Here is a 20,729-nt window from a genome sequence, read left to right on the forward strand (position 1 = left end):
CGGGCCGAGGTGGCGTGAGCGCGGTCCATCACACACAAGACCGGTGAAGGACACGCACTCATGACGACGCCCACGATCGAGCTCAAGCCCTCCTCGAACCCGCTGTCCGACGCGGAGCGCGCGGCGATCCTGGCCAGCCCCGGATTCGGCCGGCACTTCACCGATCACATGGTGACCATCCGCTGGACCGAGGGCCGCGGCTGGCACGACGCGCAGCTGGTCCCCTACGGCCCGCTGTCGCTGGACCCGGCCAACATGACCCTGCACTACGCGCAGGAGATCTTCGAGGGGCTCAAGGCCTACCGCCAGCCCGACGGCACGGTCGCCTCCTTCCGCCCCGACGCCAACGCCCGCCGCTTCCAGCGCTCGGCCGCCCGGCTCGCCATGCCCGAGCTGCCCGTCGAGACGTTCATCGCGGCGTGCGACGCGCTGGTCCAGCAGGACAAGGCGTGGGTCCCGGCCCACGGCGGCGAAGAGTCCCTCTACCTGCGCCCGTTCATGATCGCCACCGAGGTCGGCCTCGGTGTGAAGCCGGCCAACGAGTACCTCTTCCTCGTCATCGCCTCGCCCGCCGGCGCCTACTTCCCCGGTGGCGTGAAGCCGGTCTCCATCTGGCTCTCCGAGAACCGCGTCCGCGCCGTCCCCGGCGGCATGGGCGACGCCAAGACCGGCGGCAACTACGCCGCCTCCCTCCTCGCCCAGGCCGAGGCAGCCGAGCACGGCTGCGCCCAGGTCGCCTACCTCGACGCGGTCGAGCACAAGTGGGTCGAGGAGCTCGGCGGCATGAACCTCTACTTCGTGTACGCCCAGGAGGACGGCTCGAAGAAGATCGTCACCCCGTCCCTCACCGGCTCCCTGCTCGCCGGCGTCACCCGCGACTCCCTCCTCAAGGTCGCCCAGGACCTCGGTTACGGCTCCGAGGAAGGCCGGGTCTCCATCGACCAGTGGCGCGACGACTCCGCCGACGGCACCCTCCTGGAGGTCTTCGCCTGCGGCACCGCCGCCGTCATCACCCCCGTCGGCCTGGTGAAGTCCGCGGGCGGCGAGTGGACCCAGAGCGGCGGCGAGCCCGGCGAGGTCACCATGAAGCTGCGGGAGCGCCTGCTCGACATCCAGCGCGGTGTCGTCGAGGACACCCACGGCTGGATGCACCCGCTCGGCTAGGGGATTCTCCGGCCCCCAAAGGCCGCACCGGCTCCGTAGCCGGTGCGGCCTTTTCCGTGCCCGGCATATTGAACGCCACTCTAAGCGAGGCCGAAAGCCCCTGTGAAGGGGCCATGGGAAAGCGTTAGAGTGGCGCTCTAACTCATCGTCCCAGGACCAGGAGTCTTCATGCCCGCCGCCCCCGCCCCCTTCCGTATGCCTCCCGAGTGGGCCCCGCACGAGCGCACCTGGATGGCCTGGCCGGGGCCCAACCCGACCTTCGCCGCCGATGCCGAGCTGGCGGAGGCCCGCCGCGCCTGGGCCGCCGTCGCCCGGGCCGTACGCCGCTTCGAGCCGGTCACGATGGTGGTCGGGCCGGGTCAGGAGGAGGGGGCGGCGGCGCTGCTCGGGCCCGACGTCGAGCTGGTCGTGCGGCCGCTCGACGACGCCTGGATGCGGGACATCGGCCCCACCTTCGTCACCGACGGCCGCACCCTCGCCGCCGTCGACTGGACGTTCAACGGCTGGGGCGCCCAGGACTGGGCCCGCTGGGAGAACGACCAGCACATCGCCCGGGCCGTCGCCGAGCTCACCGGCGTACCCGCCCACAGCTCCCCGCTCGTCAACGAGGGCGGCGCGATCCACGTGGACGGCGAGGGGACCGTCCTGCTCACCGAGACCGTCCAGCTCGGCGAGGAGCGCAACCCCGGCTGGAGCCGCGAGCAGGTGGCGGCGGAGATCCACGCCCGCCTGGGCACCGAGAAGGCGATCTGGCTGCCCCGCGGGCTGACCGGCGACTACGGGACGTACGGCACGCTCGGCCATGTCGACATCGTCGCCGCCTTCGCCCGCCCGGGCACCGTCCTCGTCCACGTCCAGCCCGACCCGGCCCACCCCGACCACGAGGTCTCCCGGGAGCTGCTGGACGTCCTGCGCGCCGCCACGGACGCCAGGGGCCGCGCCCTGGAGGTCGTCGAGGTGCCCGCGCCCACCGTGCTGCGCGACGAGGACGGCGAGTGGGTCGACTACTCCTACATCAACCACTACCTCTGCAACGACGGCGTGGTCCTCTGCGCCTTCGACGACCCGCGCGACGAGGAGGCCGCCGCGATCTTCCGGGGCCTCTTCCCGGACCGTACGGTGACCCTCGTCGACGCCCGTACGATCTTCGCCGGCGGTGGAGGCATCCACTGCATCACCCAGCAGCAGCCGAAGATCTGAACCCAGCAGCCGAAGGTACGAGCCAAGCCATGCCCCCCGCCCCCCGTCGCACCCATCACGCCGCCCCGCCCCGGGAGGACGTCCTCGCCGCCGCCATGGCCACCATCGCCGAGCGCGGGCTCGACGGGCTGACCATGGCCGGGCTCGGGCGGGACGTGGGGATGAGCAGCGGGCACCTGCTCTACTACTTCCGCACCAAGGACGAACTGCTGCTCCGGACCCTGGAGTGGAGCGAGAGCCGCCTCGGGGCGGAGCGCCGCGCCCTGCTCGACCGGCCGGGGAGCGCCCGCGAACGGCTGGAGGCGTACATCGGCCTCTACCTCCCCGCCGGACATCGCGACCCCCACTGGACGCTCTGGCTGGAGGTCTGGGGCCGCTCGCAGAACGCCGACGACGACGCCCGCGCCCGGCAGTCCGCCATCGAGGGGGCCTGGCACCGCGACCTGGTGGCGCTGCTCGCCGAGGGGATCTCGCGCGGTGAGTTCCGGCCGGTGGACGCCGACCGGTACGCCGCCCGGCTGCGGGCGCTCCTGGACGGGTTCAGCATCCACGTCACCGTCGGGATCCCGGGGACGGGGCGCGAGCAGGTGCTCGCCCAGGCGGCGGAGTTCCTGGACGAGACGCTGTAGACGCTGTCCCCGGGCGCCGTGTGAAGATGCGACCGGGGTCACGACCGCATCCTGAGACACCGCCGTCAGGCGGCCCGTGCTGTGCCAGACTGCTGCCGTGTCCTCGTTCGTCATGATTATTGGCAGCAGGCGCGCCGGTCCGCAGTGACCGTCCCGTACCACCCCGTACGGCACGGCCACCGTGCCCCAGACCCGCGCGCAGACCTCTCGCACCCGCGAGGGGTTTTTTCGTTTTCCGGCCCGCACCCGGGTCGGAACGAGGCAAGCGGGATGATGGGGGCAAGTGGAACCCGATCGTCCGGATCCACTCATCCGACAGGAGCCAGATCAGCATGACCACCAAGGCCAACGCCACCGACGACAGTTTCCATGTCTTCGACACCACACTGCGCGACGGTGCTCAGCGTGAGGGCATCAACCTGACGGTCGCCGACAAGCTGACCATCGCCCGTCATCTGGACACCTTCGGTGTGGGGTACATCGAGGGCGGCTGGCCGGGGGCCAACCCCCGTGACACGGAGTTCTTCGCCCGCGCCCAGAAGGAGATCGCCTTCGAGAACGCACAGCTCGTGGCGTTCGGCGCGACCCGCAGAGCCGGTGGCAGCGCGGCCGACGACCCGCAGGTCAAGGCGCTCCTCAACTCCGGCGCCCCGGTGATCACCCTGGTCGCCAAGTCCCACGACCGCCATGTGGAACTGGCCCTGCGCACCACCCTGGAGGAGAACCTGGAGATGGTCCGCGACACCGTCTCCCACCTGCGCGAGCAGGGCCGCCGGGTCTTCGTGGACTGCGAGCACTTCTTCGACGGCTACCGGGCCAACGCCGCGTACGCCAAGTCCGTGGTCCGCACCGCACACGAGGCGGGCGCCGAGGTCGTCATCCTCTGCGACACCAACGGCGGCATGCTCCCCGCCCAGATCCAGGCCGTCGTCTCCACCGTCATCGCCGACACCGGCGCCCGGCTCGGCATCCACGCCCAGGACGACACCGGCTGCGCCGTCGCCAACACCCTGGCCGCCGTCGACGCGGGCGCCACCCACGTCCAGTGCACGGCCAACGGCTACGGCGAGCGGGTCGGCAACGCCAACCTCTTCCCCGTCGTCGCCGCCCTGGAACTCAAGTACGGCATGAAGGTGCTGCCCGAGGGCGCGCTCGCCGAGATGACCCGGATCTCGCACGCCATCGCCGAGGTCGTCAACCTCACCCCCTCCACCCATCAGCCGTACGTGGGCGTCTCGGCCTTCGCCCACAAGGCCGGGCTGCACGCCTCCGCGATCAAGGTCGACCCGGACCTGTACCAGCACATCGACCCCGAACTGGTCGGCAACACCATGCGGATGCTGGTCTCCGACATGGCGGGCCGCGCCTCCATCGAGCTGAAGGGCAAGGAGCTCGGCGTCGACCTCGGCGACGACCGCGCCCTGGTCGGCCGGGTCGTCGAGCGGGTCAAGGAACGCGAACTCCAGGGCTACACCTACGAGGCCGCCGACGCCTCCTTCGAACTGCTGCTGCGCGGCGAGGTCGAGGGCCGGGCCCGCCGCTACTTCCGCACCGAGTCCTGGCGGGCGATCGTCGAGGACCGCCCCGACGGCACCCACGCCAACGAGGCCACGGTCAAGCTCTGGGCCAAGGGCGAGCGCATCGTCGCGACCGCTGAGGGGAACGGTCCGGTCAACGCCCTGGACCGGGCGCTGCGCGTCGCCCTGGAACGGATCTACCCGCAGCTCGCCAAGCTGGAGCTGATCGACTACAAGGTCCGCATCCTGGAGGGCCGCACCGGCACCGAGTCCACCACCCGCGTCCTCATCACCACGGGCGACGGCGCCGGCGACTGGGCGACCGTGGGGGTCGCCGAGAACGTCATCGCCGCCTCCTGGCAGGCCCTGGAGGACGCGTACACCTACGGACTGCTGCGCGCGGGCGTCGAACCCACCGAGTAGCCCCCCACGACCCCTTCGTCACCTCATCACCTTCGTCACCGAGCCGCCGCCCCTCACCGGGCGGCGGCTCTCGTACGTTCCCTGGGCATTCAAGAAGTGAACGCACAACCCCGCCTGCCCGCCCGGCAGATGAGACCCGTCCAATCTCGACGTGAAGTATTGACGGCCCTGTTGCGGCGCGGTTAACTCACGCCGCAACGCCGGTACCGGTTCCGGAACCGGTACCGAAGCACCTCTCCCCGCATGCCCGCGCCCTACCCCCGCCTGCCCTCTTCCGCCCCGCCTGGCCCCCTGGAGGACCGGATGCGCGTCACCATCGCCGATGTCGCCCGTGCGGCCGGCGTCAGCAAGACGACCGTGTCCCGGGTCATCAACACCAAGGGCGAGGTGGACCGCACCACGGCCGCCCGTGTTCGTGAAGTGATCGCACAGCTCGGCTACGTACCCAGCTCGGGCGCCGTCGGTCTCGCCCGCGGCTCCAGCCGTACGGTCGGCATGCTCGTGCCCTCGCTGACCTGGCCGTGGATGGGCGAACTGCTCCAGGGCGTCGTCGACACCGTCGAGGCCGCCGACCACGGGCTGCTGCTGTTCACCTGCAACCGCGGGGCCGAGTCCGTCCAGCGCTTCACCAGCCAGGTGTCCGCGCGCGCCTTCGACGGGCTCGTCGTCGTGGAACCCGAGAACACCCTCGGCCACCTCACCGAACTGCACCGCGACGGCCTGCCGATCGTGCTCATCGACGACCGCGGCCACCACCCCGAGTTCCCCTCCGTCGTGACCACCAACCACGAGGGAGGCGCGTCCGCGGCCCGCCACCTGCTCGCCGCCGGACGCACCCGGCCCCTGGTCCTGACCGGCCCCCAGCACTTCGGCTGCGTACGGGACCGGCTGAACGGCTTCCGTTCCGTCCTGCCCACCGGCCTGGTCGTCGAAGGCGACTTCACCGAACGCGGCGGCCGGCTCGCCGTCGAGGAACTCCTCGCGCGGGACGTCACGTTCGACTCGGTCTTCGCGCACAACGACATCAGCGCGGCCGGCGTGCTCCGCGCCCTGCGGGCCGCCGGACGCCGGGTCCCGGACGACATCGCCGTCGTCGGCTTCGACGACATCCCGATGGCCGAACACACCGAACCTCCGCTGACCACCGTGCGCCAGCCCACCCGCCGGATGGGCGAGACGGCGGCCCGGATGCTGCTCTCCCACCTCGGCGGCACGCCCGTACCCGACGGACCGGCCGTGCTGCCCACCGAACTGGTCGTGCGCCACTCGGCGCCGTAACGGACCCGGCCGCCCGGCCGCGCCCCGCCTCGCACCTTCCACCCGCCGGGATCTCCCAGACCCGGCAGCCCCTTCCTGGAGTCGCCATGTCCGTACGCCGTCGCACCACCCTCAGAGCGGTCGCCGCAGCCACCGTCGTGGTGGCGCTCGCCGCCGGTTGCTCGAACGCCAACTCGGGTGCCAACAAGGGCGGCGGGGCCGCCGGTGTACTGACCCTCGGCAAGCCGGACGGGCCGCAGACGAACAACAGCAACCCGTTCCTCACGACCTCGGCCGGAGCGGTCCTCGGCTACCGCCACATGATCTACGAGCCGCTGGCGATGACGAACATGATCCGGCCCACCGAGAAGGCCGACCCCTGGCTCGCCACCGAGTGGGCCTGGGAGGACAACTTCACCAAGGTCACCTTCACCCTGGACGAGCGGGCCAAGTGGGCCGACGGCAAGCCCCTGACCGCCGCCGACGTGGAGTTCACCTTCAACCTTCTGAAGAAGCACCCCGCCCTCAACGGCGACGGGGTTCCCTTCGACGGGATCGCGGTGAAGGGCGAGCAGGTCGTGCTGACCTTCAAGGAGAGCCAGTTCGTCAACCAGAACAAGATCATCCAGACCTTCATCGTGCCCAAGCACATCTGGGAGAAGGTCGAGAACCCGGAGACCTGGCCCAACCGCACCCCGGTCGGCTCCGGACCGTACAAGCTCAAGACGTTCACCCCGCAGACCACCACCCTGACCGCCACGCCGACCTACTGGAACGGCGACACCAAGGTCAAGGAGCTGCGCTACACCGCGTACAACGACAACAGCGCCGCCACCACCGCCCTGGCCACCGGCAAGATGGAGTGGTCCTTCGTCTTCATGTCGAACCACAAGCAGCTGTTCATCGACAAGGACCCCAAGAACCACCAGCTCTGGTTCCCCTCCGGCCTCGGTATCCACGGCCTGTGGTTCAACACCACGCGCAAGCCCTTCGACAACCCGGCCCTGCGCAAGGCGATGGCGATGGTCGTCGACCGCAAGGCCATACACATCCAGGCGCAGGCCACGCTCTACCCGGAGATCACCAACCCCACCGGCATCCCGCTCCCCGCCGGTGAGCCCTTCCTCGCCCCCGAGTACGAGGACGCCACCACCAAGCCCGATGTCGCCGGGGCCAAGAAGGTGCTCGCCGAGGCCGGGTTCACGCTCAGCGGCGGTGTGCTCAAGGACCCGAGCGGCAAGCCGGTGACGCTCACCTTCACCGACCCGGCCGGGTGGAACGACTACATCACCGGGCTCGCGATCATCAAGGACAACATCAAGCAGATCGGCATCGAGGCCAAGGTCAAGACCCAGACCGCCGAGGCCTGGGGCACCGACGTGGCCAACGGCAACTTCGACGCCACCCTGCACTGGACCAACAGCGGCGCCACCCCCTACGACATGTACCAGAACATCATGGACGGGGCGATCGCCCAGCCCATCGGCAAGAGCTCCCAGGCGGGCAACTTCGGCCGCTTCAAGAACGCCGAGGCCACCGCCGCGCTCAAGGAGTACGCCAACGCCACCACCGACGCCGCCCGCACCAAGGCCCTCAACACCCTCCAGAAGATCTTCGTCGAGCAGGCCCCGATGATCCCGACGGCCGCCGCGCCCATCGGGGCCGAGTTCTCCACCAAGAACTGGATCGGCTGGCCCTCCGAGGCCAACCCCTACGCCCCGCCGCAGCACACCCAGCGGACCGCGCTGGAGATCGTGCTCAACCTCAAGCCCTCCTCCAAGTAGGCACGGGGAAAGACCGGACGGGAAGAAGACGGGAAACCGGCCATGACCAGCGATCAGCCCGAGCACGCACGGACCGGCTCCGCGACCACGCGGACCGGCTCCGGGCCCGCGCCCACCGGCACCGACGTGGTGCTGGAAGCGCGCGGAGTCACCAAGCACTTTCCCCTGCGCCGCACCGCCCGCGACCTGTTCGCCCGCGAGCGCCGCAGCGTCCACGCCGTCGACGACGTCTCGCTCCGGCTGAGACGCGGCACCGTCACGGCTCTGGTGGGGGAGTCCGGCTCGGGCAAGTCCACCGTCGCCCGCCTGCTCGCCCAGCTGTATCCGCTCACCTCGGGCGAGATACGGCTGGGAGGCGAGCCGGTGGTCGCCGGTCGCGGCCGGTCCTTCCGCCGGTACGTCCGCCGGGTCCAGCTGATCTTCCAGGACCCCTTCGCCTCGCTGAACCCGGTGCACACCGTGCGCTACCACCTGACCCGCGCCCTGAAGATCCACGGCCGGGCGGGCAGCGGTGAGGCGGAGCTGGAGGAGAACCTGGCCGCCCTGCTGAACCGGGTCCAGCTGACCCCGCCGCAGCAGTTCCTGGACAAGTTCCCGCACGAGCTGTCGGGCGGGCAGCGCCAGCGCGTCGCCATCGCCCGGGCGCTCGGCGCGGACCCGCAGGTCCTCCTCGCCGACGAACCCGTCTCGATGCTCGACGTGTCGATCCGGCTCGGCGTCCTCAACCTCCTGCGCGACCTCAAAGAACGCCTCCACCTGGCGATCCTCTACATCACCCACGACATCGCCTCCGCCCGCTACTTCGCCGACACCACCCTCGTCATGTACGCGGGCCGGATCGTCGAGGGCGGCGACAGCGAACGCGTCACCCAGCACCCCGCCCACCCCTACACCCAGCTCCTGATCGCCTCCGCGCCCGACCCGGACCGGATCGTCGCCGACGAGGAACAGGAGGAGACCGGCACGGGCGAACCGCCCTCGCTGATCACCCCGCCCGCCGGCTGCCGTTTCCACCCCCGCTGCCCGCAGGCGATGGAGCGCTGCCGCACCGAACTGCCGCCGCGCTTCGACCTGCCGGACGGGCAGTGGGCGGCCTGCTGGCTCTACGACGGGGCGGCCGCGAACGGCACGGCACCGGGGGCGGACCGCACGGCCGTGAAGGAGGCCACCCGGTGAAGTACCTCCTCCAGCGCCTCGCCTTCTACGCCGTCACCGCCTGGGCCGCGATCACCATCAACTTCCTCATCCCCCGGCTCATGCCCGGCGACCCCGTCCAGGCGCTGCTCAGCCGCTACCAGGGGCAGCTCGACACCAAGGCCATCGACTCGCTCAAGGCCCTGTTCGGCCTCGACGAGCAGCAGTCGATGTGGCAGCAGTACACCGACTACTGGGCCCACCTCCTCGACGGCGACCTCGGCCTCTCCTTCACCTTCTTCCCCACCCCGGTCAGCGAGGTCATCGGCCAGTCCCTGCCCTGGACCCTGGCCCTGGTCGGCACGACCACGCTGATCAGCTTCGTGCTGGGCACCGGCATCGGCGTCTACAGCGGCTGGAAGCGCGGCTCCTGGCTCGACGGGCTGCTGCCGGTCACCACCTTCATCTCCTCCATCCCGTACTTCTGGCTGGGCCTCGTCGCCATCGCCGTGTTCGCCGAGAAGTGGGCGCTGTTCCCCAACTCCGGCGGCTACGACAACGCGCTGGTCCCGGCCTTCGACTGGCCGTTCATCTCCAGCGCCCTCTACCACGCGGTCCTGCCCGGCGTGACGATCGTCCTCAGCGCGGTCGCCGGCTGGATCCTCGGCATGCGGAACATGATGGTCACCGTCTCCTCCGAGGACTACGTGATGGTCGCCCAGGCCAAGGGGCTCTCCGAGCGGCGCGTGATGTTCGGCTACGCGGCCCGCAACGCGGTCCTCCCCAACATCTCCGGCTTCGCCCTCTCCCTCGGCTTCATCGTCGGCGGCACGCTGCTCGTCGAGATGGTCTTCACCTACCCGGGCATCGGCTTCCAGCTGCTCCAGGCGGTCGGCGCCAAGGACTACCCGCTGATGCAGGGCGTCTTCCTCATCATCACGCTCTCCGTCCTCGCCGCGAACCTGCTCGCCGACCTCGTCTACGCCGCCCTCGACCCCCGTACCCGGAAGGAGGCATAGGGCATGTCCATCACCGCCACCGACGTCGCCGTCCTCGACGGCGCGCCCCCGCCCACGGCCCCCACCCGCCGGGCCCGGCTCCGCTTCCTGCGCGGCGGGAAGACCCGCACCGGCCTGATCATCCTCGCGTTCTTCGTCCTGCTGGCCGTCGCCGGACCCTGGCTCGCCCCCTACGATCCCGACGCCATGAGCGACCAGCTGCTCCAACCGCCCTCCGGCGACCACTGGTTCGGCACCACACACACCGGGCAGGACGTCTTCTCGCAGATCCTCGTCGGCACCCGGGGCGTCCTTGTCGTCGGACTGCTCGCCGCCGCCATCGCCACCGCCCTGTCCGTCCTGATCGGTGTCACCGCCGGATTCCTCGGCGGAGCGGTCGACGAGATCCTCTCCGCGCTCTCCAACATCTTCCTGGTGCTGCCCGGACTCCCGCTGATCATCATCGTCGCCAGCTTCGTCCCCGACACCGGCGACGTCGTCATCGCCGTCGCCATCGCCCTGACCTCCTGGGCCTGGGGATCGAGGATCCTGCGCGCCCAGACCCTGTCGCTGCGCCGCCGCGACTACGTGGAGGCCGCCCGCGCCACCGGCGAGTCGACCCCGCGCATCATCCTCTTCGAGATCCTGCCGAACCTCACCGCCGTCATCGCCTCCGGCTTCGTCGGCACGGTCATCTTCGCCGTCCTCACCGAGATCACCCTCGCCTTTATCGGCGTCGCCGACATCTCCCACTGGAACTGGGGCACCGTCCTCTTCTGGGCCCAGTCCAACCAGGCCCTCGCCCAGGGAGCCTGGTGGTGGTTCGTCCCGGCCGGCCTGTGCATCGCCCTGCTGGGCACCGCGCTCGCCCTCATCAACTTCGGCATCGACGAGTTCGTCAACCCCCGCCTGCGCACCGCCACCGGCTCCTCCCGGAAGGTGAAGATGCGCGTCGGCTTCACCCCGGTCGCCCGGAAGTCCACCGGCGACGGACCCCGCGAGCACAGCAGCAAGGAGCCGCGCACATGAGCGCCGAGCCGGTCCTGACCATCAGCGGACTCAACGTCGACTACGGCACCGACGCGGGCGCCGTCCACGCCCTGCGCGACATCGACCTCACCCTGAACCGGGGCGAAGTCCTAGGCCTGGCAGGGGAGTCGGGCTCCGGCAAGTCGACGCTCGCCTACGCCGTGACCCGGCTGCTGTCCCCGCCCGGCGTCATCACCGGGGGAGAGGTCCACTACCACCGCCCCGGCGGCGACCGCGTCGACATCCTCTCCCTCGCCCCGCAGCAGCTGCGCGCCTTCCGCTGGCAGGAGCTGTCCATCGTCTTCCAGGGGGCGATGAACTCCCTCAACCCCGTGCACACCGTCCACAGCCAGCTCACCGACGTCCTCGCCGCCCACCGCCCCGGGCTGAAGAAGCGCCAACGCACGGACCGGGCGGCGGAGTTGCTGGATCTCGTCGGCATCTCCGCCGACCGGCTCGCCGCCTACCCGCACCAGCTCTCCGGCGGGATGCGGCAGCGCGTGATGATCGCCATGGCGCTCGCCCTGGAACCCGAGATCGTCATCATGGACGAGCCGACCACCGCGCTCGACGTGGTGATGCAGCGCCAGATCCTGCGGCGGCTCGTCCAGTTGAGGGAACAGCTGAACTTCTCGGTCGTGTTCATCACCCACGACATCTCCCTCCTGATCGAATTCTCGGACCGGATCGCGATCATGTACGGGGGCCGCATCGTGGAGCAGGCGGGTGCGGCGGAGATCTACCGCGACCCCCGCCACCCCTACAGCGACGGGCTCCTCCACTCGTTCCCCGCGCTCCACGGCCCGCGCCGCGAACTGACCGGCATCCCCGGCTCCCCGCCGCACCTCTCCGCGATGCCCACCGGCTGCGCCTTCCACCCGCGCTGCGGCAAGGCCTTCGCCCCGTGCGCCGGGCAGATCCCGCCGCTCGCCCCGCCCGCCGACGGACCGGGCCGCGCGGTCGCCTGCCACCTGCACGCCTGACCAGGTCCCTCCCCTCCTACGTACGGAGACCGATGAACCTCGCCACCACTCCGCAGCGCACTCTTCGTCCGGCCCCGGTACGCGGACTGCCGGCCGATTTCCGCTGGGGCGTCGCCACCTCCTCGTACCAGATCGAGGGAGCCGCCGCCGAGGACGGCCGCACCCCGTCCATCTGGGACACCTTCTGCCGGGTGCCCGGGGCGGTGGAGGGCGGCGAGCACGGCGACGTGGCCTGCGACCACTACCACCGGATGCCCGAGGACGTGGAGCTGATCGCGGGCCTCGGCGTCGACACGTACCGCTTCTCGCTCGCCTGGCCCCGCATCCAGCCGGGCGGCCGGGGCCCGGCCAACGCGAAGGGCCTCGACTTCTACAAGCGGCTGATCGACGAGCTTCAGGGGCGCGGTGTCACCCCCTGGATCACCCTGTACCACTGGGACCTGCCGCAGGAACTGGAGGACGCGGGCGGGTGGCCCACGCGCGACACCGCGCTGCGCTTCGCGGAGTACGCCTCCCTCGCCTACGAGGCCCTCGGCGACCGGGTCGAGCACTGGACCACGCTGAACGAGCCCTGGTGCTCGGCGATGCTCGGTTACGCCTACGGGCTCCACGCCCCCGGCCGCCGCGACCTCGGCGACGCCATGGCCGCCGTCCACCACCTGCTCCTGGGCCACGGCCTCGCCGCCCGCGCGCTGCGGGACGCGGCCGGGGCGAACCCGCTGGAGCTCGGCATCACCCTCAACCTCGGCACCGCAACGCCCGAGACCGGCAGCGAGGCCGACCGGGAGGCGGCCCGTCGCGCCGACGGCATGGGCACCCGGCTCTACCTCGACCCGCTCGTCCACGGCCGCTACCCGCAGGACATCGTCGCGGACCTGGCCGCCCAGCGCATCGAACTCCCCGTCCGGGAGGGTGACCTGGCCGCCATCGCCACCCCGCTCGACGTGCTCGGCGTCAACTTCTACCGGGGCATGCAGTTCTCCGGCGTCACCGAGGACGGCTCACCGCTGGATGCCGAGGGCCTGCCGGTCGTCCGGGCGGTGGACCGCGACCTGCCGCGCACCGCGATGGACTGGGAGATCACCCCCGCCGAACTCACCGACCTGCTCGTGCGGTTGGAGGGCGACTACGGGCTGCCGACCGTCATCACGGAGAACGGCGCGGCCTTCGACGACACGGTCGCCGCCGACGGCTCCGTCCCCGACGCCGACCGCACGGCCTACCTCGCCGACCACATCGACGCCGTCGTCGCCGCCCGCGCCCAAGGGGCCGACGTCCGGGGCTACTTCGCCTGGTCGCTGATGGACAACTTCGAGTGGGCCTACGGCTACGCCAAGCGGTTCGGCATCGTCCGCGTCGACTACGGCACCCAGACCCGCACGCTCAAGGACAGCGCCAAGTGGTACCGCGACACGATCCGCCTCACCCGCGACGCCGACACCGCCTAGCGCGTCGGCACCTCTGTCCCGTAACGGCCTCCGGCACTTCGGACCCCAGAAAGAGAGCGCTCCCAAAAATGCCTCGCATTCCGTACACCCGCCCCCGCAAGGGCAGAAGCAGACCCGCGACAGCCGCCTTCGCCGCAGCGGCCGTCCTGGCCACCCTGCTCGCCGGGTCGGCCACCGGCCCCGCGGCAGCGGCCGACGAACCCGCCCCCGTCCTCATCGACCGCTTCGAGGGCGAGGTGCCGCTCGGCAACAACCCGCCCGCCGACGCCATCTTCACCTGGGGCGGCGACGCGGACGACCACCCGCAGCTCAAGCTGGCCGAACGCGCCGACGCCCCCGAGGGCGAGCAGGTCCTCGAAGGCTCCTACGACATCAGCGCGTACGGCGGGTTCAGCCACGAGTTCGCCGTGGACACCCCGCCGCAGAACTGGACCGCCCACAAGGGCATCCGCTTCTGGTGGTACGGCCAGAACACCGCACCCCTGCCGCCCGGTTCGGGCAAGCGCGTCAACTTCGAGATCAAGGACGGCGGCGCGAACGGCGGCGCGTCCGAGCTGTGGACCACCTCCTTCACCGACGACTGGGAGGGCTGGCACCTCGTCGAGATCCCCTTCGCGGACTTCGTCTACCGGGCCGACTACCAGCCCGTCGGCGGCATCGACCAGATCCTCGGCCTGAACGAGATGTGGGGCTACGCCCTCACCCTGCCCGGCGGGGCGCCCGGCGATTTCGCCCTGGACGCGGTCGAGTTGTACGGCAAGGCGGAGCCCGCGCTCACCGCGAGCGTCGTCACCGACACGGCTGTACGCCCGGTGAAGAACGGCGCGAGCGCGGAGCTGACGCTCTCCGTCGCCACCACCGGGTCCGTCCCCACCGAGGAGCCGGTCACCGTCACGTACGCCACCAAGGGCGGTACGGCGGAGGCCGGCAAGGACTACACCCCGGTCACCGGCAGCCACACCTTCCCGGCCGGCACCGCGTCCGGCACCGCTCACAAGGTGACCGTCCGCACGGCGAAGGCGTCGAAGCCCGCCGAGGCGAAGACGATCCCGCTGGAGCTGACCGTCACCGGCGCGAAGGCCCCCCGGGAGAACCCGCAGGTCGTCATCGACGCCCACGGACTCCCGTACCAGAACGCCAAGCTGCCCGTGAAGCAGCGGGTCGCCGATCTGCTGGGACGCCTCTCGCTCGCCGAGAAGGCCGGCCAGATGACCCAGGCCGAGCGCAACGCGCTCCGCGCCCCCGGTGACATCGCCGCCTACGACCTCGGCTCGCTGCTCTCCGGCGGCGGCTCGGTCCCCACCCCGAACACGGCCGCCGCCTGGGCCAAGATGGTCGACGCCTACCAGCTGCGCGCCCAGGCCACCCGTTTCCAGATCCCGCTGATCTACGGCGTGGACGCGGTGCACGGCCACAACAACGTCGTCGGGGCGACGATCATGCCGCACAACATCGGCATCGGCGCGGGCCGCGACCCGAAGAGCGCGGAGAAGACCGGCGCGATCACCGCGAAGGAAGTCCGCTCCACCGGCGTCCCGTGGGACTTCGCTCCTTGCGTCTGCGTCACCCGCGACGAGCGCTGGGGCCGCAGCTACGAGGCGTTCGGCGAGGACCCGGCCCTCGTCGAGGCCATGGAGACGGTCATCCAGGGCATGCAGGGCAGCCCGTCCGGCAAGGACCTGCACCGCAACGACAAGGTGCTCGGCAGCGCCAAGCACTTCGTCGGCGACGGCGGCACCGAATTCGGCTCCTCCACCACCGGCTCGTACACGACCGACCAGGGCATCACCAAGGTCACCCGCCAGGAGCTGGAGGCGGTGCACCTGTCGCCGTTCGAGGAGTCGGTGAAGCGGGGCGTCGGCACGATCATGCCCTCGTACTCCTCCCTCGACATCCTGGGCGACGACCAGGGCCCGGTGAAGATGCACGCCAACGCCGAGATGATCAACGGCGTCCTCAAGGACCGGATGGGCTTCGAGGGCTTCGTCATCAGCGACTGGCAGGCCATCGACCAGATCCCCGGCGACTACCCGAGCGACGTCCGTACGTCCGTCAACGCCGGACTCGACATGATCATGGTCCCGACCGCGTACCAGGACTTCACCAAGACCCTGAAGGACGAGGTCACCGCGGGCCGGATCAGCGAGGCCCGCATCGACGACGCGGTCGCCCGCATCCTCACCCAGAAGTTCCGCCTCGGCCTCTTCGAGAAGCCGTACGCGGACACCACCCACCTCGACAAGGTCGGCTCGGCCGAACACCGCGCGGTGGCCCGCGAGGCGGCCGCGAAGTCCCAGGTCCTGCTGAAGAACGACGGGGCCGTCCTGCCCCTCAAGCCGAACCAGAAGGTGTACGTCGCCGGGTCCAACGCCGACGACATCGGCAACCAGGCCGGCGGCTGGACGATCAGCTGGCAGGGCTCCTCAGGGAAGACCACCACTGGCACGACGATCCTGGAGGGCATGAAGAAGGCGGCGAAGAGCCCGGAGTCCGTCACCTACTCGCGCGACGCCTCGGCCGCCACGGACGGCCACGACGTCGGTGTGGTGGTCGTCGGCGAGACCCCGTACGCCGAAGGTATCGGGGACGTCGGCAACGGCCACGACCTGGAGCTGACGGCGGCCGACAAGGCGGCGGTCGACAAGGTCTGCGCGGCGATGAAGTGCGCGGTACTCATCGTCTCGGGCCGCCCCCAGCTCATCGGAGACCAGCTCGGGGACATGGACGCCCTGGTGGCCTCCTGGCTGCCGGGTTCCGAGGGCGACGGCGTGGCCGACGTGCTCTACGGCAAGCGCGCCTTCACCGGCCAGCTCCCGGTGACCTGGCCGAAGTCCGAGGCGCAGCTCCCGATCAACGTCGGGGACGCGACGTACGACCCGCAGTTCCCGTACGGCTGGGGCCTGACCACCCTGAAGAAGCCCCCGGCCGGCGGTGAGCTGACCTTGTCCGTCCTGGCTCTCGCCGCGCAGGTGGCGGAGAAGGCGAAGCTGGGGAAGACCCCGGCGGGCAAGGCGATCGTGGACCAGGCGCGGCTGCTGGTCCAGCAGAAGATCGGCGGGAAGTTCACACAGGCGGTGTCGAAGCCGTTCGCGGAGGCGGACCACCTGCTGCTCAAGGGTGACCTGACGGGCGCGGTGGCCAAGCTGCGCACGGCGTACAGGGCCGCCTAGTCGCCAGGCCTCCAGACGGGCGACGGCGTTCGTCGCCCGTCTGGAGTAGCGTTAAGTATGAGGAAAAGGCTTTTCCCCGCGCTGCTGGCGGGCCTGCTGCTCATCCTCGCAGCGGCGGCTCTCGCCCTGACCTCGCCCGCGTCGGCGGCCCCGGCCGCCACGATCCAAGACGCCGCCCAGGCCCTGCGCGACGACCCGGTGTACGTGGACCCGGGCGCCCGCGATCAGCTCTCCGTCGCTGACGAGAAGGCCCTGGAGAACAAGATCACGGACGCCGACAAGCCGGTCTTCGTCGCCGTCCTCCCCGACACCTCCGCCTTCCCCGAGGAAGGCCTCCTCCAGACCCTGCGCAGCGACACCGGCATCACCGGCGTCTACGCGATACGCCTCGGCGACGGCTTCGACGCGGGCGCGGACCCGCAGGTCATGCCGACCCGAGCCGTCGAGAACCTCACCGCAGCCGTGGAGAACCCCACCACCGCCGGTGACGCCGACGCCCAGCTCAACGCCTTCGTCGACCGCGCCGTCGAGCAGGCCCGCGGCACCGCCCCCGCCTCCTGGTCCGGCGGCGGAGGAGCGGCCGACGAGTCCGGGGCCCCGGTCGGCGGCCTGATCACGCTCGGCGCACTCGTCGCGGCGGGCGGCGCCGGGGCGTACGCGATCTCCCGCCGGAACAAGCGCCGCAAGGAGGAAGAGGAGCGCGTCGCCCTCGAAAAGCTCCGGGTCGTCGTCGACGAGGACATCACCGCGTACGGCGAAACCCTGGAACGCCTGGACTTCCACCCCGCCGAGAAGGGCGCGGACGACACCATGCGCGCCGACTACGAACGGGCCCTGGACTCCTACGAGAGCGCCAAGACCAAAATGGAGCGGGCCTCGCACCCCTCGGACGTCCGCGGCGTCACCCAGTCCCTGGAGGACGGCCGCTACTCCCTCGCGGTCCTGGAGGCCCGCCGCACCGGCAAGACCATCCCGGCCCGCCGCCCGCCGTGCTTCTTCGACCCGCGCCACGGCCCCTCGGTCGCCGACGTGCTCTGGACCCCGTCCGGCGGCGCGGCGCGGGAGGTCCCGGTCTGCGGCGCGGACGAGGTCCGGCTCAGCCGGGGCGAGGACCCCATGAGCCGTACGGTCGACGTCGGCGACGGCAACCGCCGCCCGTACTGGGAAGCGGGCCCGGCGTACGGCCCCTGGGCCGGCGGCTACTTCGGCGGCGGCCTGCTCCCCGGCCTCCTCGTCGGCACCATGCTCGGCTCGATGCTCGCCACCCCGGCGTACGCCTCCGAGTACGGCGGCGGTGACTTCGGCGACGGCGGCGCGGGCGGTGACTGGGGTGGCGGCGACTTCTCCGGCTCCGACTTCGACTCCTCCGGCTTCGGAGGGGGCGGCTTCGGCGACGGCGGCGGCTTCGGGGGCGGCGGCTTCGACGGCGGGGGGTTCTGAGACCGGCGGCGGTTTCCGAGCCCGCCGACACCACGGCCTTTCCGCAGCGCTCCCGGCGCCAGGGTCTTCCCTCAGCGCCCCGGGTCCCGGTGGATCCCCTCAGCCGGGACCCGGGGTCTTGCTCAGGGCGGACTCAGTCCTCGTCCTCCTCCATGCTCTCGAACCCGGAGTGGAACAGCGCCGAGAAGCTCGGGTACTTCGTGGTGTCGCCGTACTTCGGTGTGAACTCGTAGGCCGCCCACTCACCGTCCGGCCCGACGTCGGTCGGGTCGAGCAGCCAGTAGTCCTCTCCCCGGGCGATCTCGACGGACCGGCGGAAGAGCTCGACGACTTCCTCGTTGCCGGATATCGAGGCGTAGATCTCGGTCACGCGCCCACCGGCCTCGCTGTCCCGCATCCACACCACGCGGTCGCACGGATGAACACCGTCCACCCAGCCGTCGAGGCGCGTCCACCCGTCGCTCGCCAGGAAGAATCCCCGCAGGCCGGCCGGGAACCGCACGCCGAGCCGCTCCTCGGCCGCCGCCAGGGCTTCCTCCCGGGCAGGGGCCTCACCCAGCCACGCCTCGACCCGCTCGTCCTGGTCCAGAGCCTCCAGCTGTTCCTCGTCCAGCAGGTCGACCAACTCCTCCTCGTCGGCACGGACCTTCAGGTACAGCTCGCCGTACCGCTCCAGGAAGACACGCCACTCCTCCGGCGTGGTCGGAGCGTCAGCAACTTCGTTCTCTTCAGGCTCAGTTGTCTCAGTCACGCCGATCATGGTGCCAGGTGGCTCTGACAATGCCGATCGCTGCCGCCTTCTGATGGCGTCGCCTGGCCGCCAGGGCAGGGCCGGCGCTCTTCGGGAATGCGGTTCGGGCACGCTGGTTGCACGGACGGACATGCGGTGCGGATGCCCGGTCGACGGCCTCCGTTCGTACCGGGCATGGATGCCGCTGGGATGATCGACCAGCTCGGGCCGGGGGTCGAGGGGCGGCTCGCAGTGGGCCAACGCGTGGTGGCGCTGTCTGAAGGCTGCTGCGGAAGGGCGTGATCAATTTTAGCTCTGGACCGCCTGGGAAGGGTGATTGGCATGCCCGGCGATCGCAGGGCTCGCGTTCACGTGCGCGGTGATCACAGGGCGGACCCGTGAGTGACGGGGCCGTTCAGGCTGTGGTTGGGTGGCTCGCGGGGCACCTGCGGGGAGCCGGGGAAAGAGGGCGGGTTGTTGGGTGGGGTGGAGTATCCCGAGGGGGTGGGGGATGTCGGGCTGCCGGCGGTGTTGTCCGACCCTGCGCGGCTGGCCGCGCTGGAGGCCAGTGGGATGGTCGGCAGCGCTCCTGAGCAGGTGTTCGACGATCTGACCAGGCTGGCGGTGTCGGTCACTGGTGCGACGATCTCCGCGATCACGTTCGTGGGAGGGGCCCGGACCTATTGGAAGTCGGTGCCACACCTGCCGTACGGCGGGTCGGAACAGTGGCAGAACGGGGTGGGGGAGAGCTTCTGCTACTTCGCCGTCGGGGCGAACGGCCCGTTCATCGTGGAGGACGCGGCGAAGGACCCGCGTACGGCGGGGCATCAGGCGATCGGGCCGTGGGGGGTCGGATCCTGGGCCGGGTTCCCGATCGTCACCACCGACGGGCACGCCATCGGGACCATGTGCGTCATCGACGCGAACCCCCGCCAGTGGCAGCCGCAGGAACTGGAGACGCTCGCCACTCTGGCCCGGGCGGTGTCCAACGAGATCAACCTGCGGATCTCCCTGAGCACCGCACAGAGCGCCCTGGAGACAGCCAACCGCGCACTGTCGGTCTCACAGGATCTGGCCCGCAGCCTCCAGGAAAGCCTCTTGCCCCCGGTCCTGCGTCCGGTACCGGGGATGGACGCCTCGGCCCGCTACCTGGCCGCCACCGGGGACCTCGAGGTCGTGGGTGACTTCTACGACCTCTTCAACGCCCGCGGGCCGTGGTGGACCGCCGTGATGGGAGACGTCTGCGGCAAGGGGCTCGAAGCGGCGAAGGTGACCGCCCTGGCCCGCTACACCCTGCGCGCCGACGCGGGTGACCGCCTCTCGCCCGCCGAGGTTCTGGACCGGCTCAACACCGCCATGCGCGCTCAGCGCGCGCCGCGGTTCCTCACCGCCGTCCAGGCGACCTTCCGTACGACCCCTGCCGGGGCGGCCGGGCGGCTCTGCCTGGCCGGTCATCCCCCCGCACTCATCCGCCGGGCCGACGGCCGCGTCCAGCAGACCGGCCGGCCGGGCACGCTCCTCGGGGTGATGCCCACCGTCCGCCTGACCGATGTCCGCTTCCGCCTCGCACCGGGTGACCTGCTGTTCCTCTACACCGACGGCGCCTGCGAAGCCCGCCCCGACCCCAGCAAGCCCCTGCCTCACCGGCCGATCTTCGACGAGGAGGCCCTCGCCGAAGCCCTCGCCGACACCCGCGGCATGGACGCGGCGGACACCAACGCCCACATCGCCGAGGTTCTGGCCGGTCACCACGGCGGATGGGCCAGCGACGACACCGCCCTCCTCTCCTTGCGAATGCCCCCGAGACCCTGATCCCCGAATGG

General features: G+C 70.9%; 16 protein-coding genes. 15 read left to right on the forward strand and 1 reads right to left on the reverse strand.

Annotated features, from left to right (window positions below; genetic code table 11):
- Window positions 1-60: 60 nt before the first annotated feature.
- The 13 genes from WQO_RS25545 (at window position 61) to WQO_RS25605 (ending at window position 18,176) form a co-directional block, all read left to right on the forward strand.
- A complete protein-coding gene (locus tag WQO_RS25545; RefSeq protein ID WP_010056398.1) occupies window positions 61-1,164 on the forward strand; it encodes a branched-chain amino acid aminotransferase in 1,104 nt (367 codons plus the stop codon).
- Between the two features lie 168 nt (window positions 1,165-1,332).
- On the forward strand, window positions 1,333-2,364 hold the full coding sequence (locus WQO_RS25550) for an agmatine deiminase family protein (protein WP_010056397.1): 1,032 nt from the start codon (window positions 1,333-1,335) through the stop codon (window positions 2,362-2,364).
- A gap of 29 nt (window positions 2,365-2,393) precedes the next feature.
- The gene (locus tag WQO_RS25555; RefSeq protein ID WP_010056396.1) at window positions 2,394-2,993 is read left to right on the forward strand and encodes a TetR/AcrR family transcriptional regulator; all 600 of its coding nucleotides are present in this window, start codon (window positions 2,394-2,396) and stop codon (window positions 2,991-2,993) included.
- A gap of 332 nt (window positions 2,994-3,325) precedes the next feature.
- Complete coding sequence (gene cimA, locus WQO_RS25560; protein ID WP_010056394.1) at window positions 3,326-4,933, forward strand: citramalate synthase; 1,608 nt, start codon at window positions 3,326-3,328, stop codon at window positions 4,931-4,933.
- 303 nt (window positions 4,934-5,236) lie between these two features.
- Entirely contained in the window at window positions 5,237-6,211 is a 975-nt protein-coding gene (locus WQO_RS25565; RefSeq protein ID WP_010056392.1) for a LacI family DNA-binding transcriptional regulator, read from the forward strand.
- An 86-nt stretch (window positions 6,212-6,297) separates the two neighbouring features.
- Complete coding sequence (locus WQO_RS25570; RefSeq protein WP_010056390.1) at window positions 6,298-7,974, forward strand: ABC transporter substrate-binding protein; 1,677 nt, start codon at window positions 6,298-6,300, stop codon at window positions 7,972-7,974.
- A 42-nt stretch (window positions 7,975-8,016) separates the two neighbouring features.
- On the forward strand, window positions 8,017-9,150 hold the full coding sequence (locus tag WQO_RS25575) for an ABC transporter ATP-binding protein (RefSeq protein WP_010056388.1): 1,134 nt from the start codon (window positions 8,017-8,019) through the stop codon (window positions 9,148-9,150).
- The gene (locus WQO_RS25580; protein ID WP_010056387.1) at window positions 9,147-10,127 is read left to right on the forward strand and encodes an ABC transporter permease; all 981 of its coding nucleotides are present in this window, start codon (window positions 9,147-9,149) and stop codon (window positions 10,125-10,127) included. Before WQO_RS25575 ends, WQO_RS25580 begins: the two co-directional genes overlap by 4 nt.
- Before the next feature lie 3 nt (window positions 10,128-10,130).
- Window positions 10,131-11,135 (forward strand): ABC transporter permease, encoded by a 1,005-nt coding sequence (locus WQO_RS25585; RefSeq protein ID WP_010056385.1) that lies wholly within the window; start codon window positions 10,131-10,133, stop codon window positions 11,133-11,135.
- Complete coding sequence (locus tag WQO_RS25590) at window positions 11,132-12,118, forward strand: ABC transporter ATP-binding protein (RefSeq protein WP_010056383.1); 987 nt, start codon at window positions 11,132-11,134, stop codon at window positions 12,116-12,118. The genes WQO_RS25585 and WQO_RS25590 overlap by 4 nt, the downstream gene beginning before the upstream one ends.
- Window positions 12,119-12,150: 32 nt before the next feature.
- Entirely contained in the window at window positions 12,151-13,566 is a 1,416-nt protein-coding gene (locus WQO_RS25595; RefSeq protein ID WP_010056382.1) for a GH1 family beta-glucosidase, read from the forward strand.
- A gap of 68 nt (window positions 13,567-13,634) precedes the next feature.
- A complete protein-coding gene (locus WQO_RS25600) occupies window positions 13,635-16,736 on the forward strand; it encodes a glycoside hydrolase family 3 N-terminal domain-containing protein (RefSeq protein WP_010056381.1) in 3,102 nt (1,033 codons plus the stop codon).
- Window positions 16,737-16,793: 57 nt separating this feature from the next.
- Entirely contained in the window at window positions 16,794-18,176 is a 1,383-nt protein-coding gene (locus tag WQO_RS25605; protein WP_010056380.1) for a hypothetical protein, read from the forward strand.
- Between the two features lie 133 nt (window positions 18,177-18,309).
- Here WQO_RS25605 and WQO_RS25610 read toward each other — a convergent pair whose 3' ends face one another.
- Window positions 18,310-18,936, reverse strand: a complete 627-nt coding sequence (locus WQO_RS25610) for an SMI1/KNR4 family protein (protein WP_010056379.1) — start codon at window positions 18,934-18,936, stop codon at window positions 18,310-18,312.
- 132 nt (window positions 18,937-19,068) lie between these two features.
- Between WQO_RS25610 and WQO_RS37175 the strand changes: the two genes are divergently transcribed.
- Together WQO_RS37175 and WQO_RS25615 are read left to right on the forward strand one after the other, a co-directional pair.
- Complete coding sequence (locus WQO_RS37175) at window positions 19,069-19,209, forward strand: alcohol dehydrogenase catalytic domain-containing protein (RefSeq protein WP_382791723.1); 141 nt, start codon at window positions 19,069-19,071, stop codon at window positions 19,207-19,209.
- 183 nt (window positions 19,210-19,392) lie between these two features.
- Window positions 19,393-20,718, forward strand: a complete 1,326-nt coding sequence (locus WQO_RS25615) for a GAF domain-containing SpoIIE family protein phosphatase (protein ID WP_237274168.1) — start codon at window positions 19,393-19,395, stop codon at window positions 20,716-20,718.
- Window positions 20,719-20,729 lie beyond the last annotated feature (11 nt).

It is taken from the genome of Streptomyces globisporus C-1027, assembly GCF_000261345.2.
GTDB classification, from domain to species: domain Bacteria; phylum Actinomycetota; class Actinomycetes; order Streptomycetales; family Streptomycetaceae; genus Streptomyces; species Streptomyces pakalii.